The following is a 15,260-nucleotide window of genomic DNA, read 5'->3' as shown; positions in this document are numbered from 1 at the left end:
TGGTCGTGACTCCGTGGTCGTGACTCGGCCGGCGGTGTTCGGTCGGCTCGCGCGCGCGAGCCGACCGAACAGGGCGCCACCTCGGCGGGCAGGCGGTCAGCGGGTCATACGTAGCGACGAGCGCGACGACGCTGTGCGGGTACGCTCATGTCGGCCTCCTGGCCCGCGCCCTTGCCCGGGGTGACGTCCCAGGCGCGAAGCTTCTCGGCGACTTCGCCCAGCTTCTTGTCCTCGGGCCCGACGCCGATGAAGAAGAGGGCCTCGTCCGGCGTGCGGTCGTCGCCGCCCCAGGCGACGACCCCTTCGCAGTCCGCGAGGATGTCGCCGATCAGGAGTTCCTGAGTGGGGAAGAAGCCTCCGCGCAAGCCGGGCGGGTAGTGGCCGGGACGGATCCGCACCGCGGTGCCTGAGGCGAGATTGGACTCGGCCCGCCGCTGGTGGACCTTGTCCGGCGCCTGCCAGCCGACGACGTCGCCGCGGCGCAGCCCGTCGATCTCGTAATGGAAGCGACGTATCACGTAGGCGAGGACGGTTTCGACCTCGCCCATACGGACCTTGACGTCCACAGGGGTGCCTGGCACGGGCCGGGTGTAGATGCTGCCGCGGTTGTCGGTGACCTTCTCCATCTCCCAGCCGTTCAGGGACCTCCGCCCGGCCAGGGCATGGTCTCTGCGCCTTCGGGCACGCTGCACGGCCGCGCGGACGGCGTCCTTGGAGGGTTTGGCGTCCTGCGCGTATCCCGGGCGGACCATCGCCTGTGATCCCAGTACCGCACCGACGGCTACGGCCGTGCCGCGGAACAGGGCCGTGCGGCGGGTCATACGTGTGGTCACGTGGTGTTCTCCTTCTTGTCGTTGTGCGCTTCGGCGAGGCTGAAGGCGGTCAGGAGGAAGGCGGAGACGGCGAACAGCCCGGACACCGGAGTCACGTAACCCGGCACCGCGACGTCGTAGGTTCTGCCGTCGTCGGCGACGCACCCGAAGGCCAAGGGGAGGTAGGTCGCCTCGTATGCCACCGGCTTCCGGCCGTTCAGTGCCTCGTGGCAGGCGTCCGCCTGTCCGCTCTCGTCCAGTACCGCCAGGTGCAGGACGCCCCAGGTGTACATGCCGACCGCGCAGGCGGCGGCCACCAGACCGCCTGTCCGGAGCCCGGCCGTCAGGCCCCGGTGTCTGCCGCGAAGGGTGCGGACGCCGCGGACGACGCCGAAGACACCAAGGCATGCGGTGGCGACGAGTCCGGCGAGGGCCAGAACGATGACGGTGGCCGGGTCGTGTCCGGCGAACGGGGCATCTGCTGCCATGGCTCCTGTCCTGCTCACATGTTCCGGGAGATGGAGTGGTACTTCTCCAGCACGTAGTACAACGGCATACGCTTCTTGGCGTCGGTGAAGGCCGGCTCGAACGGCCCCTGGTAGCGGCGCAGGACCTCGTAGATCTCCTTGTCGGTGTACGACAGTGTGGGCTGGCGCAGCGCCGGTGAGTCGTCGTCGCCGCCGGGCTTCCCGTCGATGTCCCACCGGTCGATCATGACGACGCTGGTGAGCGCGAACTCCTCGTCGTCGCGGGCCTTCTTCCAGACGTCGTACTTGTCCTGGTCGCTGGCCGGGTCGCGGTAGGGCTGCCCCGTCGCGTAGCCCTTGTCCAGGGCGTGGTTCCACGCGGGGATCAGGGTTTGGGCGCGCTGCTGAGCGATCCCGGTGGAAGGATCCTGGGCGAGGAACTTGCCGGTGGTGTTGAAGGTGCTGATGACGGCGAGCTCGGCGGCCTCGTCCACCGGATCGATGTGCCGCATCTCCCAGTACGCGGTGGCCTGGATAAGGGCCTTGCGCAGGTTGTGCCTGTTGGACAGGCTCGTGATCAGCTCGTCGTGCTCGACGCAGATGGTGTCGAAGCACTTCCAGTGCTGGTAGGTGCGGGTGCCTCCGTCGTTGGGATACCCGATGGACTCCATGTACTTGCCGACGTCCGTCATCATGGATTCGACGAGCATGGAGTCGAGCCGCACATCCGCCTTGATCGCGCGAGGCGGGTCGAAGGACCCTTGGCCGGTGTCCCGGCCGGAGGCGATGTTGTTGTCGAGGTTGATCGCTCCGGCGCCCGAGCCGATGGTGCGGGTGACGATCTGGTCGTATGCCCAATCCGGCGGCAGCGGGTAGCCGAAGTTGCCGGAGAAGCCGGACGACATGTCGGACACGAACGACGCCGTGGAGTGTCCGGCTTCACCGACGCGGGTGCACACGTTGCGCGGACCGTACACGCCGATCTCGAACCGGTTGCCGTCGTCGGCCACCGCGTCCTCGATGCCCTTGAAGTGGGGGAGGACGTCGTTGGTGACCTGGTAGTCGAGAGCGTCGAAGTCGACGGCGAAGTAGATTCTCGTCCCGCGCCTGAAACCGTGGTCGAGGGCCGCGTTGATGGCGGCCTGCGCCGCGGCGCGGCCGAGCGGATAGCTGAAGCCGTCGGCTCCGCGTCCGTATGTCTGATAGATCGGGTAGCAGCGAAGACCGTTGTCGGCGATCGTCTGCAACTCACCCGGCTGGATGGCCTTCTCGGCGGTGCTGCCGCTCGGCGTGGGATCGGGGTTGGTCAGGTAGCGGCCGACATACGTGATGCCATGGGCCTTCAGAGTCTCGGCACGAGCCGGGGTGATCTTGGTGACGCCGTCGCAGGCTTCGCCTCTGCGGCTCTGGTCACCGTAGGAGACCAGAAGGGACGCCCAGGTGGAGAAGTCTCCGATGCCGGTGACGGGCAGCTTGACGAATGACTGGAATCTCTCGGTCTCGGTCTTCACGGTGGCGGTGAAGTTTCCGAAGGGAACCGGCCGACGGTTGAGGATCATCGCGGCGGTGAACAGCGACGCCCACGTGCCGGTCGTACCCGCGGCGACGGTGTGCTGCTTCAGGCCGGCCTGAGTGCCGGGCCCGAAAACCCCGTTGGCGACCCCGTCGGCCATACCGAGTTCGTACTGGATCGCCAGCAGCATCGACTTCGACACATCACGGGAGTTGTGGCCGTCGCAGGGGATCAGGTAGAAGTCCTGCCGGTCGACGTAGCGCCAGTTGAGCCACTGCTGGATGCCACGGATGCTCTCGGACCCGCCACTCACCACGACGTAGGCGTCCATGTTCAGCAGACCCTTTACGACCTTTGGCTCCAGGCCGCCGCCGGGAAAGCTGCGGTCCACACCCATGTTCGTCTTGAGGGCCGTCACACCAGCCTCGACACGGGAGTTGTACTTCCCGTCGATCTCACCGCCGTCGTAACCCTTGCAGTACAGCGCGGACTGGATGATTCGGCAGAAGTTCGCCGAGGGGACTGTCGATGCATCCAGTTTCGGGTATTTCGACTGCAGGGTGCGCAAGGTCGTCGGACCGAAGTTGTTCGAAAGGGCGGTGATCCCCATTTCGTGCTGGAGAGCCCTGGTGAGGGCATACATGACGGTCCAGCTCGTCCGTCCGTTCTCCTCCAGCTTGGATATGCCCAGTGTCGCGCCGTTGTTGTAGGTCGTGTTCACGAACCTTTGGGCGCGCAGCACCATCTCGTCAGCCACGAGAATTCTCCTCGACAGGGAATGAGTAAGAACAGGAGCGCCCGCGGTGGCACCCCCTTCGTGACCTGCGCACTCTTGCGCCGAGTCGGCTGGGAGGGTTTATGGAGCCGTTCGTGATGCAATGGTGCTGCCATTGACGCGCAATCCGTTTACAACCATCAGTGCCCCTTGGGTGTCCGCGCGTTGACTGGGCATCAATTGTCAAACCATATCGGTCTGGTGACTTTCACGACTGAGGGGACGCATCTTGATCATTCCTTGGATCGATGCTTAAGGTGTCGGCTGCCGGTGCACGGGAAAGTCAGAACTTGGCTATTCGTCGTCGTCGACGCTCCGCGTCCCGGCCTTTCGTGCTCATTTCGTTTCACAAGGAGAAGTGCTTATGCGCAAGCTCGTGCGTGCCTGTCTGACGGGCGGTGCCGCTGTCATGCTGGCCTTCGGCGGGACGACCTCGGCCCACGCCGGTGAGGACTCCGCCAGTTACGCCTGGGCGGACTGGAGTGTGGCCCCGAAGGACACGTTCGGCGGGCTGGCCTCGTTCAAGGCGTACGGGGAAATCCTGTCCATCAAGGACATCTCTTCCGACGGGCACTCAGTTGTCGCCATCATCGATTGGCCGGGTGGCGGCAGATACTACTGGTGGAACAGCAACGGATACGGTACGACGCGAAAGCTCGACCTGGAGATTCCTGAGGGCAAGCCCGTGGGCCTGAAGGCATGTCTCGCCGAATGGTCAGGGACTCCTACCGGGGGAATCATGTGGGACACGTGTGACTCGTCGTGGAACCAGACCACCGCCTGAGTGGAACGGGGCCGGGCACGGAGCGAGTGGTTCGCTCCGTGCCCGGCCCTTTTCCCCGCTCCTACCAACTCCTGGGCTCCGGTGGGCGACCGAGGTGCGGCTCTCACCCCCGGTTCAGCTCGAACCACACCACCTTGCCGGTGCTCAGCCGCGTCGCGCCCCAGCGCCGGGCCAGCCGGTTCACCAGGTACAGCCCGCGACCGCCCTCGTCGGTCGCCCGCGCCTGCCGTAGCCGGGGCAGCTGCGGCACGTCGTCGCCGACCTCGCAGCGCAGCACGTCCGTGCGCAGCAGCCGGAGGGTGACCGGCTTGGCGGCGTACCGCACCGCGTTGGTCACGACCTCGCTGACGAGCAGCTCCACGGCGTCCGTGAGGTCCTCCATGCCCCAGCGGGCGAGCGTCCGCCGGGCGAGGCGCCGGGCCTTGCCGGGGGCGGCGTCCTCGGGCTCCAGGAACCAGTACGCCACGTCGCTGGGCGCGATGCCGTCGAAGCGGGCGGCGAGCAGCGCGATGTCGTCGTCCCGGTCACCCGGGCCGAGCATGTCCAGCACCTCGTCGCACAGGGCTTCCAGGGGCGGCGGATGGTCCGGCCCGGTCAGCTGCGCGGTCGCCGCCAGGCGCTCCCGCAGCTGCTCTATGCCGGTCCACACGTCCCGCAGCCGGGACTCGACCAGCCCGTCGGTGTAGAGCAGCAGGGTCGCGCCGGCCGGGGCGTCCAGCTCCACGGCCTCGAAGTCCACGCCGCCCACCCCGATCGGGGCACCGGGCGGCACCCGCAGCACCTCGGCCTCGCCGCCCAGGTGCAGCAGCACGGGCGGCGGGTGGCCGGCGTTGGCGACGGTGATGCGGTGCGAGACCGGGTCGTACACCGCGTACAGGCAGGTGGCCATCCGGTCGGTGCCCAGTCGCTGCGCCTGCTCGTCCAGGTGGTGGAGCACCTCCTGCGGCGGCAGGTCGAGCCCGGCCAGGGTCTGCGCCGTGGTCCGCAGCTGGCCCATGATGGCCGCCGACGTCATGGAGTGGCCCATCACGTCCCCGACGACCAGCGCGACCCGGCTGCCCGGCAGCGGGATGGCGTCGTACCAGTCGCCGCCCACCCGCGCGGTCTCGGCGGCCGGGAGGTAGCGGGAGGCCAGCCGTACGCCGGTGCAGCGCGGCAGGTTCTCCGGGAGCATCGTGCGCTGCAGCTCGTCGGCGATGTACGCCTCCCGCCCGTACAGCACCGCCTTGTCGATGCCCAGCGCGCTGTGCGTGGCGAGCTGGGCGGCCACCAGCAGGTCGTCGGCCTCGAAGGGGATGCGCTCCGGGCCGCGCAGGAACAGCGCGGCGCCGATCACCCGGCGTCGGCCGCGCAGCGGCGCGAGGATCGCCCTGCGGCCGTCGGGCAGCGCGAAGTCGCGTTCCTCGCCCAGCAGTTCGGGCAGCGCGGCGCGGGCGGCCGGGGTGTCCGTGAAGACCGGGCGCACCCCGCGCAGCACCTCGGCCAGCGCGCTGCCCGGCCGTACTTCGCACAGCTCGGCGCCGACCGTCTCCAGCTCGGAGGGCTCCGGCTGGGCCGCGGGTGCGAAGCCGCCCTCGGTGTCCCGCTCGGCCGGTATGCGGTCGGTGCGCCGCAGCCGCAGCACCAGCGGGCCGGTGGGCCGCTCGTCGCCGACCGGCAGCGGCTCGCGCAGATAGACGAGGATGGCGTCCGCGAAGGTGGGCACGGTGGCCCGGCACAGCCCCATCACGATCTCGTCCAGGTCCATGCCCCGGGCGATCCGCCGGGTCGCGGCGCCCACGAAGCGCAGCCGGTCCCCGTCCCGCCGCATCGGCGTGGGCTGTCCGGGCGCGGTGGGCTGCCCGGTACGCCGGTCCGGCTCCGCCGGGGCGCCGCCGCGGTCCGTGGCGCCGGCCGGCACCTCGGACCCCGGCCGCACCGGAGCGGCCTGCTCGCCGCCGGGCACGCCGTCCGAGGGCACGCCGTCCGGCGGCGCGGCACCGGGCGCCGTGCCGGCCGGCACACCGCCGGGCCGCGCGCCGCTCGGTTGTCCGCCGTCCGGCTGTACCGGAACGCCATCGGACCCGGGCCGCGGGCGGTGTGTGTCGGGCTCCGCCGCCTGCCCGGCGCCCGGCTGGGAGTGCTCGAAGGCCCCCGGGGAGTCCGCGCCCGCGGTGGGCGGCGTCTCCCCGGTGCGCCCCTGGGCCGGTAACGCGGACCCGGAGGCGCGCGGCGGCACGGGGGCAGGCAGGAGCGCCCCGCGGGGGTCCGTGGGGTCGGCGCCCGTCGAGGGGCGGTCGAAGGAGGTCGGGTGCTCCGTCACGCGTGTCGAATCCATCCGTCCGGGACTGCGCGCGGCGCGTGCAGTTCGTCCCGCAGAAATCCCGATACCCGCAATCCGTGCCCAAGGAACGGGGTTCCCGCGTGGTCAGAGGCTGTTCCTGTGTCACCGGCGGGCCGTCCGCGGCCCGTCTGCGTGTTGCCCTCGTACCCCTCGCTCACGTCCTGCCGCCCCTCGGTGACGATCGGTCAAGCACAGCGCACGCTCCGCCGGTTGCCGCTGCCGCGCTCATTGCGGAGGACGATCCTACGTTTCTTGCTGGGGGGCACATCAAGGGTCTCATGAGGAGACGTGCGCGGGCGTGCGATCCCAGTCGCCCGGCAGCGACGGTACCGGCCACGCCGGATCGGGCCGCCAGTGCTCCCAGCCGTCGGCGAACGGTGACCCCCAGGCGCGGATCTCCGCCACCGCCGACCGCCCCGCCCGGCGCACCCGCCCGGCCGACGCGGGGTCCATCAGGCCGTCCCGCAGGGCCTGCGCGAACTCGTCCTCGTCGCGCCAGTGCCAGGTGCGGTCCGGGTGGACGGAGATGTCCAGGAAATGGTCCTCGGAGTCGACCCCGCCCTCCCAACGGGTCAGCGGCCGCTCCAGGTTCACGTACCAGTTCTTGAAGCGCCAGCCCGGGTCCCAGAACAGCCACACCGACCAGGCCTCGCCGGGCCGCGCCAGCTTCAGCACCCCCGTGCCGAACCACCGGTCGCGCTGCACGGCGCGCGGCTTGGTGTAGCGCGTGGCCAGCGGTTCCAGGTGCACGGGCGTGCCGTCGGCCAGGACCGGCTTCACACACTCGGTGCCGGGCGCCAGCCACACGGCGAGCAGGTCGGCGTCGTCCCGTACGACGGTGACGGGGCGCGCGATGTGGACGTACGGGCCGCCGTTCTCCCGGTACCGCCACAGGATGTGGCTGCCGGGCGCCCAGTGTTCCACCGGGCCCGGCGGGCCCTGCGCTCCCGGCCCCGGCGCCGCGCTCACCGCTTCTCCGTCTGTCATGGAGAGATATTAGGTGCCATGGCCAATCGACGCGCCGAAGATCGCGAGAGCGTGCGCCGGCGTACGCCCCCGCGATCGCCCACCTCCCTCACGGGCGGGTCATCCGCAGCACGTCCAGGGCCTCGTCCAGCTGCTCCTTCGTGAGGTCGCCGCGTTCCACGTACCCGCCCTCCAGCACGGTCTGACGGATCGTCTTCCGCTCGGCCAGCGCCCTCTTGGCGACCTTGGCGGCCTCCTCGTACCCGATGTACTTGTTGAGCGGCGTGACCACGGAGGGCGAGGACTCGGCGTACTCGCGGGCCCGCTCGGGGTGCGCCACGATCCCGTCCACGGTGCGGTCGGCGAGCAGCCGGGAGACGTTGGCGAGCAGCCGCACCGACTCCAGCACGTTCTTGGCGATGACCGGCAGCATCACGTTCAGCTCGAAGTTGCCCGCCGCGCCCGCCGCGGCGACCGTCGCGTCGTTGCCCGTGACCTGGGCGGCGACCATGAGGACCGCCTCGGGGATCACCGGGTTGACCTTGCCGGGCATGATGGACGACCCGGGCTGGAGGTCGGGCAGCGAGATCTCCGCGAGCCCGGTGCGCGGCCCGGACGCCATCCAACGCAGGTCGTTGGCGATCTTCGTCAGTCCGACGCCGATGGTCCGCAGCTGCCCGCTGGTCTCGACGATGCCGTCCCGGGCGCCCTGCGCCTCGAAGTGGTCGCGCGCCTCGGTCAGCGGCAGCCCCGTCGCGCGGGCCACCTCCTCGATGACGGCGGCGGAGAAGCCGGGCGGGGTGTTGATTCCGGTGCCGACCGCGGTGCCGCCCAGCGGCAGCTCGGCGAGCCGGGGGAGCGACGCCTGGAGCCGCTCGATGCCGTACCGCACCTGGGCCGCGTAGCCGCCGAACTCCTGCCCCAGGGTGACGGGCGTGGCGTCCATGAGGTGCGTACGCCCGGACTTCACCACGTCGGCGAACTCCGCCGCCTTGCGCTCCAGGGCGCCGGCGAGATGGTCGAGGGCCGGGACCAGGTCGCGGGTGACGGCGGCGGTGGCGGCGATGTGGATCGAGGACGGGAAGACGTCGTTGGACGACTGGGAGGCGTTGACGTGGTCGTTGGGATGCACGTCGCGGCCGAGCCGTTCACTCGCCAGGGTGGCGACGACCTCGTTGGTGTTCATGTTGGACGAGGTCCCGGACCCGGTCTGGAACACGTCGACGGGGAAGTGCTCGTCCCACTTGCCCTCGGCCACCTCGCCGGCCGCCTCCTGGATGGCTCGGGCGAGGTCCCCGTCGAGCACTCCCAGTTCGGCGTTGACCTTGGCCGCCGCGCCCTTGATCCGCGCGAGCGCCTCGATGTGCGCGCGCTCGATGCGCTGCCCGGAGACGGGGAAGTTCTCGACGGCGCGCTGCGTCTGGGCGCGCCACTTGGCGTCCGCGGGGACGCGGACCTCGCCCATGGAGTCGTGCTCGATGCGGTATTCGCTCATACCGGGTACAGCGTGCGGGGCGACGCGGATGTTCCGGGGCCGGGCCGAACGGGTGCCGTCTCACGCCGTGCTCCGGCACCCGCCCGACGGGTAACCCGACGGGTAACCCGACGGGTAACCCGATGGGTCAGCCTTCCCGCAGGCTCACGTCGTCCAGGACGAAGCTGGTCTGCAGGCTGCCGTCCTCGCTGCCGGTGAAGCTCAGGGCCACCTGCCGGCCGGCGTGGGCGCCGAGATCGACCGTGCGCTGCACATAGCCGCTCTGTGCGTCCACGTTGGACAGGGTGGCGAGCGTGGTGCCGTCGGCCTTCACCTTGAAGGTGTCGTACGCCGTCGCGCCCGACTCGTCGGTGTCGATGTGCAGCCAGTACGTCAGCCGGGTGCATCCGGCCGGCACGGTCAGCGTCTGGCCGACCGACTCGGTGTGCGTGGAACCGTAACCGGCGAGCCACGCGAAGCGGGTCCCGGTGTGCGCCGACTGGCCCGAGTGGGCGCCGATGGTGCCGGTGTCCCCGGTCCACGGCGAGCTGCCGCTCTCGAAGCCGCCGTTGACGACGGGAGCGGTGTCGCACCCGTCGTCGCCACCGTCGTCGCCGGTGCCCACGGCACGCTGCCAGATGGTGTAGGCGATGCCGTCCGCCGCGCGGTCCAGGCCGGTGGTGTTGATGTTGTCGAGGTTGTCGCACGACCGGTGGTAGCACGGGTCGTACGAGGACCCGGCGGTGCCGCCCCACTTGGCGGCCTGCGCGGAGGTCTTGCGGGCACTGGCGCCCATCGCGTAGCCCGAGGTCGGGATGCCGTACTGCTCGAAGGAGTAGTCGTCGCTGCGCCCGGCGCCCTCGGTGTTCTCCTCGGGCCGCAGGCCCAGCGAGTCCCAGTAGGCCTTCATCGGCGCGGCGGCTGCCGAGGTGACGTGGTTGATGAAGTAGCCGCCGTTGGTGGAGGCGATCATGTCGAAGTTGTAGTACGCCGTGATCGCGGAGCGCTGCGCCGAGGAGAGCGAGCGGACGTAGAAGTCGGAGCCGTTGAGGCCCTGTTCCTCGTCGGTCCACCAGGCGAAGCGGACCCGGCCCTTCATCGTCGGGTTCTGCCGCGCCAGGGTCAGGGCGTTCTCCAGGAGGGCGGCCGAGCCCGAGCCGTTGTCGTTCATGCCGGGCCCCGCCGAGACGCTGTCGAGGTGGGCGCCGAACATGTACACATCGTTCGCGTCGCCGTGCGGCCACTCGGCGATCAGGTTGGGACCGGCGCCGCTGCTGCAACCGGAGGTGCACGGCTGCTCGGTGACGGTGTAACCGGCCGCCTGCAGCTTGCCCTTCACGTAGGCGACGGAGTCGCGGTATCCCTGGCCGGTCGAGCGGCGGGTGCCGCCGTTGCGTCCGGCTATGGAGTGCAGTTCGGTCAGGTGCGCCTTCACCTTCGTCACGTCGACGTCGGGCGACTGGGCGGTGGGCGCGGTGCCGGCGGCGACGGCGGGGAGTGTGCCGAGGCCGAGCACGACGGCGAGGGACAGGCTCGCCACGGCGAATCTTCGTTTCACCTTGGTCCTCCAGAAGTGGCTGAGGGGTGGCCACGCATGGCATGTACGCATGGCGTGTACATGTCGGAGCGGCGAAAGACTCACAGGGGGAGCCGGGGCAGTCAATGGAACGGACGCCCGGGAGAGCAGGTTGTCCGAAAGAAGAACCGTGTGTTCGTTATCCGGACAGGAGGGGAGAGGCGAAAGGCCGGCCCGGACGGAGCCGGACCGGCCTGCTGCTGAGCCGAGGAGCGAGGCGGTTACGCCAGCCCCGGCCCCCGTACCGGAATCGTCGTGAACGTCGGCGCGGGCGCCGGGTCCTGGAAGAAGTCGTTGCCCTTGTCGTCCACCACGATGAACGCCGGGAAGTCCTCGACCTCGATCTTCCAGACCGCCTCCATGCCGAGCTCCTCGTACTCGACGACCTCGACCTTCTTGATGCAGTCCTGCGCGAGCCGCGCCGCGGGCCCGCCGATCGAGCCCAGGTAGAAGCCGCCGTGCGCGTCGCACGCGTCGGTGACCTGCTTGCTCCGGTTGCCCTTGGCCAGCATCACCTTGGAGCCGCCCGCCGCCTGGAACTGCTCGACGTAGGAGTCCATGCGCCCGGCGGTGGTCGGCCCGAAGGACCCGGAGGCGTAGCCCTCGGGCGTCTTCGCGGGGCCCGCGTAGTACACCGGGTGGTCCTTCAGGTACTGCGGCATCTCCTCGCCCGCGTCCAGCCGCTCCTTGATCTTGGCGTGCGCGATGTCGCGGGCCACCACCAGCGGACCGGTCAGCGAGAGACGGGTCTTGACCGGGTGCCTGGTCAGCTCGGCGAGGATGTCGTCCATGGGCTGGTTGAGGTCGACCTTGACGACGTCGCCCTCGGAGTCGAGCTGCTCGTCCGTCGTCTCCGGCAGGAACCGGGCCGGGTCGGTCTCCAGCTGCTCCAGGAAGACGCCCTCGGCGGTGATCTTCGCGACCGCCTGCCGGTCGGCGGAGCAGGACACCGCGATGGCGACCGGGCAGGACGCCCCGTGCCGGGGCAGCCGCACCACGCGCACGTCGTGGCAGAAGTACTTGCCGCCGAACTGCGCGCCGATGCCGATCTTCTGCGTCAGCTCGAAGACCTTCTCCTCCAGCTCCTTGTCCCGGAAGCCGTGCCCGAGCGCCGAGCCCTCGGCCGGGATCTCGTCCAGGTAGTGGGCGGAGGCGTACTTCGCGGTCTTCAGCGCGTACTCGGCCGACGTGCCGCCGACCACGATCGCCAGGTGGTACGGCGGGCAGGCGGCCGTGCCGAGCGAGCGGATCTTCTCCTCCAGGAACTTCATCATGGAGGACTCGTTCAGGACGGCCTTCGTCTCCTGGTAGAGGAACGACTTGTTGGCCGAGCCGCCGCCCTTCGCCATGAAGAGGAACTTGTAGGCGCCGCCGTCGGTCGCGTACAGCTCGATCTGGGCCGGGAGGTTGGAGCCGGTGTTCTTCTCCTCCCACATGGTCAGCGGGGCCATCTGGGAGTAGCGCAGGTTCAGGTTCTTGTACGCGTCGTAGATGCCCCGGCTCAGGGCCTCCTCGTCGCCGCCCGCCGTGAGCACGTTCTGGCCGCGCTTGCCCATGATGATCGCCGTGCCGGTGTCCTGGCACATGGGCAGCACGCCCGCCGCCGCGATGTTGGCGTTCTTCAGCAGGTCCAGGGCGACGAACTTGTCGTTGCCGGACGCCTCCGGGTCGTCGATGATGCGGCGCAGCTGCGCCAGGTGGGCCGGGCGCAGGTAGTGCTGGATGTCGTGAACGGCCTCCTCGGCCAGCTTGCGCAGCGCCTCGGGCTCCACCTTGAGGAACGTCCGCCCGTCGGCCTCGAACGTAGCGACACCCTCGGCGGTCACCAGCCGGTACGGAGTGGTGTCCTCGCCCTGGGGGAGCAGATCGGTGTACGCGAACTCAGGCATCTCGCCCATTCCTCACTCGACATCACGCGCGGCTGGATTCCTCAGCAACGACGGCTGGCCTCCATTGGCAGCGCCAACCAGCGTAAAACCTGCCGACGGCGCCGAGCTTGTGAGGTAAGGCTCAGTGGATCCGGGACCGGTCCGCGACAAGGTTGTCCACAGGGCTAGTCGCGATCTATCGCGTTTCGGTACGCTACTGCCGTGGACCTTCAGAAGCACGCCCCAGCCGCCGCCCCGCGCACCTCCGAGCTGCGCGCCTCGGACGCCGACCGCGACCGCGTCGCCGACATGCTGCGCGAGGCCCTCGCCGAGGGACGGCTCACCGCCGACGAGCACGCCGAGCGCGTCGAGGGCGTGCTGGCCGCCAAGACCGTGGGCGAGCTGGACGTCTTCGTGCGCGACCTGCCCGCCGCCCATCGGGGACCGGAGACCACCGCCCCGGCTCCCCACCGCCCCACCGCCGGCGCCATCCCGGCGGAGCCCGACGAGAACGTGGTGGCGGTCTTCAGCAGCGCCGTCCGCAAGGGCCGCTGGCGGGCGAACCGCCGCATCCACGCCTACGCGGTCTTCGGCAGCGTCGAGATCGACCTCAGCGAGGCGGTCTTCGAGTACCAGCAGGTCGTCATCAAGGCGTTCTCCGTCTTCGGCAGCGTCGAGGTGCGCGTCCCGGAGAACGTGTTGGTGCGCGGCGCGGGCGGCAGCGTGCTCGGCAGCTTCGAGGTCCACACCCTCGACTCCAGCGAGGCCGAAGCCCCCGTCATCTACATAGACGGCTGGGCCGTACTGGGCAGCGTGGAGGCCCGCCCCAAGCGCGGCAAGGTCGTCGCCGACATCCTCGACCGGGTGCACCGGCGCGTCGAGAAGGGTTTGCGCAAGCACGTGTAGGGCAGCACCGGCAGCGGTCGGGAACCCAGTGCATAGGCGCGCGTACAACGGGTAAGCCTTGACGCATCGTCTCTCGCTAGCGAAGCCGTCGTCAGGAGTAGACCCGTGCTGCAACCGCCGCATTCGTCCCTGCAGGTAGCTGCCGTTCCGGCCCAGCGGGTGCCCGTGCGGGACAGGGACCAAGACGCTCCCTGGCACACCGAGGCGGTGTGCCGGCGCGACGAGGCCGGACTGTTCTTCGCCCCCTCCAAGGAACCGACCGCCGCCCGGCTCTCCCGCGAAGAGGCCGCCAAGCGCGTCTGCGCGCGCTGTCCGGTCATGGTCGAGTGCCGCGAGCACGCCCTCCTGCAGCCCGAGCCCTACGGCGTCTGGGGCGGCCTCACCGCCGCCGAACGCCGCGTGGTCCTGGCTCGGCGCCGCCGCCGCGACGTGGAACTCAAGAACGCCGCCCGCACGACGGGCCGCATAGCGGCGGCCGGCTAGAACCCAGACACCCGAAAGGGCACCCTCTCCGCACAGAGGGCGCCCTTTCGACGCCGGGGGCCGCCGCCGACCAGGGGCGCGGGGCGGTGTCCGATCTGCGGCTCCGCCGCGCGGGCGCGACCAGCCACGACGGCGCCGCAGTCGCCACACAACGGGCACCCCCAACTCACTGGGCGCCCAGCGAATCCGACGGAGTCACTTCGCCCGGTCGAAATCCACCGCGCTGTACGCCCGCAGCTTGCTCAGCCGGTGCTCGGAGTCGATCCGCCGCACCGTCCCCGACTTGGACCGCATCACGATCGAGTCGGTCGTCGCCGTCTCCGAGCGGTACCGCACCCCGCGCAGCAGCTCGCCGTCGGTGATGCCGGTCGCGACGAAGAAGACGTTGTCCCCGGAGACCAGGTCGTCGGTGGTCAGCACCCGGTCCAGGTCGTGCCCGGCGTCGACCGCGCGCCGGCGCTCCTCGTCGTCCTTGGGCCACAGCTTGCCCTGGATGGTGCCGCCCAGGCACTTCACGGCGCAGGCCGAGATGATGCCCTCCGGCGTGCCGCCGATGCCGAGCAGCAGGTCGATGCCGGTGCCCTCGCGCAGGGCCAGGATGGAGCCGGCCACGTCGCCGTCGGAGATCAGCTTGATCCGGGCGCCGGTCTCCCGGACCTCCTTGATCAGGCCCTTGTGCCGCGGCCGGTCGAGGATGACGACGGTGACGTCCTCGGGCGTGCGCCGCTTGGCCTTGGCGATCCGGCGGATGTTCACGGCGACGGGCGCGTTGATGTCGACGAAGTCGGCGGCCTCGGGGCCCGTGACCAGCTTGTCCATGTAGAAGACCGCGGACGGGTCGAACATGGAGCCGCGCTCGGCCGCGGCCAGCACCGCGATCGCGTTGGTCATGCCGTTGGCGGTCAGCGTGGTGCCGTCGATCGGGTCGACGGCGATGTCGACCTCGGCCCCGGTGCCGTCACCGACCCGCTCCCCGTTGAAGAGCATCGGGGCCTCGTCCTTCTCGCCCTCGCCGATGACGACGACGCCGTTCATCGAGACGGTGTGGACGAGGGTCCGCATGGCGCGTACCGCGGCACCGTCGGCGCCGTTCTTGTCACCGCGCCCGACCCAGCGGCCCGCGGCCATCGCCGCGGCCTCGGTGACCCGCACGAGCTCCATGGCGAGGTTGCGGTCGGGGGCCTCCGAGGGGACGTCCAGCTCGGACGGGAGATGATGCTCGGTCATCGGAACGCACCTTTCTGATACGACGACGGCCGGATGAGGGTATGGCCACGACTCTATCGTCAGTCCGACAAAATGAGCAGGGGACC

12 protein-coding genes are annotated in these 15,260 nt (G+C 70.1%); 3 read left to right on the top strand and 9 right to left on the bottom strand.

The genetic code is table 11. From position 1 onward, the window contains the following. Nucleotides 1-104: 104 nt before the first annotated feature. Genes ACFV9J_RS22915 through ACFV9J_RS22905 form a run of 3 tightly spaced genes read right to left on the bottom strand, consistent with a single transcriptional unit; the run spans nt 105 to nt 3,549 of the window. The gene (locus ACFV9J_RS22915; protein ID WP_385356717.1) at nt 105-833 is read right to left on the bottom strand and encodes a hypothetical protein; all 729 of its coding nucleotides are present in this window, start codon (nt 831-833) and stop codon (nt 105-107) included. Beyond that, on the bottom strand, nt 830-1,300 hold the full coding sequence (locus ACFV9J_RS22910) for a hypothetical protein (protein ID WP_385356715.1): 471 nt from the start codon (nt 1,298-1,300) through the stop codon (nt 830-832). The genes ACFV9J_RS22915 and ACFV9J_RS22910 overlap by 4 nt, the downstream gene beginning before the upstream one ends. A gap of 14 nt (nt 1,301-1,314) precedes the next feature. Then, nucleotides 1,315-3,549 carry a glycoside hydrolase domain-containing protein gene (locus ACFV9J_RS22905; RefSeq protein WP_385356714.1) on the bottom strand — a complete coding sequence of 745 codons (2,235 nt, stop codon included), beginning with the start codon at nt 3,547-3,549 and terminating at the stop codon, nt 1,315-1,317. A 382-nt stretch (nt 3,550-3,931) separates the two neighbouring features. Between ACFV9J_RS22905 and ACFV9J_RS22900 the strand changes: the two genes are divergently transcribed. Further along, nucleotides 3,932-4,351 (top strand): hypothetical protein, encoded by a 420-nt coding sequence (locus ACFV9J_RS22900; RefSeq protein WP_385356712.1) that lies wholly within the window; start codon nt 3,932-3,934, stop codon nt 4,349-4,351. A 103-nt stretch (nt 4,352-4,454) separates the two neighbouring features. Here the strand turns inward: ACFV9J_RS22900 and ACFV9J_RS22895 are convergent, their stop codons facing one another. From ACFV9J_RS22895 to ACFV9J_RS22875, 5 genes are all read right to left on the bottom strand, one after another. Next, entirely contained in the window at nt 4,455-6,668 is a 2,214-nt protein-coding gene (locus ACFV9J_RS22895; RefSeq protein ID WP_385356711.1) for a SpoIIE family protein phosphatase, read from the bottom strand. 282 nt (nt 6,669-6,950) lie between these two features. Further along, nucleotides 6,951-7,661 (bottom strand): DUF402 domain-containing protein, encoded by a 711-nt coding sequence (locus ACFV9J_RS22890; protein WP_385356710.1) that lies wholly within the window; start codon nt 7,659-7,661, stop codon nt 6,951-6,953. An 88-nt stretch (nt 7,662-7,749) separates the two neighbouring features. Further along, on the bottom strand, nt 7,750-9,135 hold the full coding sequence (locus tag ACFV9J_RS22885) for a class II fumarate hydratase (RefSeq protein WP_385356709.1): 1,386 nt from the start codon (nt 9,133-9,135) through the stop codon (nt 7,750-7,752). Nucleotides 9,136-9,262: 127 nt separating this feature from the next. After that, a complete protein-coding gene (locus ACFV9J_RS22880) occupies nt 9,263-10,723 on the bottom strand; it encodes a M28 family peptidase (RefSeq protein ID WP_385356708.1) in 1,461 nt (486 codons plus the stop codon). 188 nt (nt 10,724-10,911) lie between these two features. Beyond that, nucleotides 10,912-12,579 carry a fumarate hydratase gene (locus tag ACFV9J_RS22875; protein WP_385356707.1) on the bottom strand — a complete coding sequence of 556 codons (1,668 nt, stop codon included), beginning with the start codon at nt 12,577-12,579 and terminating at the stop codon, nt 10,912-10,914. 201 nt (nt 12,580-12,780) lie between these two features. On the opposite strand from ACFV9J_RS22875, the gene ACFV9J_RS22870 reads away from it, so the two are divergent. Beyond that, a complete protein-coding gene (locus ACFV9J_RS22870) occupies nt 12,781-13,464 on the top strand; it encodes a DUF1707 domain-containing protein (protein WP_385356705.1) in 684 nt (227 codons plus the stop codon). Nucleotides 13,465-13,569: 105 nt separating this feature from the next. Further along, nucleotides 13,570-13,947: a WhiB family transcriptional regulator gene (locus ACFV9J_RS22865; RefSeq protein WP_003973931.1), complete on the top strand. Its 378-nt coding sequence runs from the start codon at nt 13,570-13,572 to the stop codon at nt 13,945-13,947. Between the two features lie 195 nt (nt 13,948-14,142). On the opposite strand, the gene glpX is transcribed toward ACFV9J_RS22865, so the two are convergent. Next, nucleotides 14,143-15,174, bottom strand: coding sequence for a class II fructose-bisphosphatase (gene glpX / locus ACFV9J_RS22860; RefSeq protein ID WP_385356703.1), 1,032 nt, complete (start codon nt 15,172-15,174; stop codon nt 14,143-14,145). Nucleotides 15,175-15,260: the final 86 nt, after the last annotated feature.

It is taken from the genome of Streptomyces sp. NPDC059906 (assembly GCF_042730645.1).
Lineage (GTDB): Bacteria > Actinomycetota > Actinomycetes > Streptomycetales > Streptomycetaceae > Streptomyces > Streptomyces rubrogriseus.
This window is presented reverse-complemented; position numbering and strand designations above follow the sequence as displayed.